The organism is Nocardia sichangensis (genome assembly GCF_047200615.1).
Lineage (GTDB): Bacteria > Actinomycetota > Actinomycetes > Mycobacteriales > Mycobacteriaceae > Nocardia > Nocardia sichangensis.
The window spans coordinates 1-358 of record NZ_JBJZOK010000149.1 but is presented as its reverse complement, the minus strand read 5'-3'; the positions used below and the strand labels follow the sequence as shown (position 1 = coordinate 358).

Sequence of the window (358 nt, the reverse complement as noted above, 5' to 3'; positions counted from 1 at the left end):
GTCCGGACGCCATGGGGCGTAGTACCGCAACTCCCGATCGGAAAGGTCGTACAACTCGAACATGTCGAGTATCGCGCCCATCTTGACATGCTGGAACTCATGAACCAGCAGCAGCGCGAGAGAATCCTGCTCGGGTCGCAAGGCCATGCCCACCGCACCGAAGGCGAGCCGCGCCGATGCGCTCCGGTCGTAACCGGGGTCCGGCTGCATCGGCATCACGGTGTTGAGTCCGGTGAGGATACCGGGAGCGTAGGCGGGCATATGGTCGCGGATGAAGTCGATCCCCGTCGCGAAGGCACGCTGCCAGCGCTCCACCTCTGCCTCGCTGAGGCGATCGGACTCGTACGAATGGCAGCCC

At 64.2% G+C, this 358-nt stretch carries 1 protein-coding gene; it reads right to left on the bottom strand.

Annotation, left to right across the window (positions count from 1 at the left end):
• On the bottom strand, positions 1–358 hold a 358-nt coding region (locus ACL03I_RS39540), incomplete at both ends, for an aKG-HExxH-type peptide beta-hydroxylase (protein WP_412808678.1).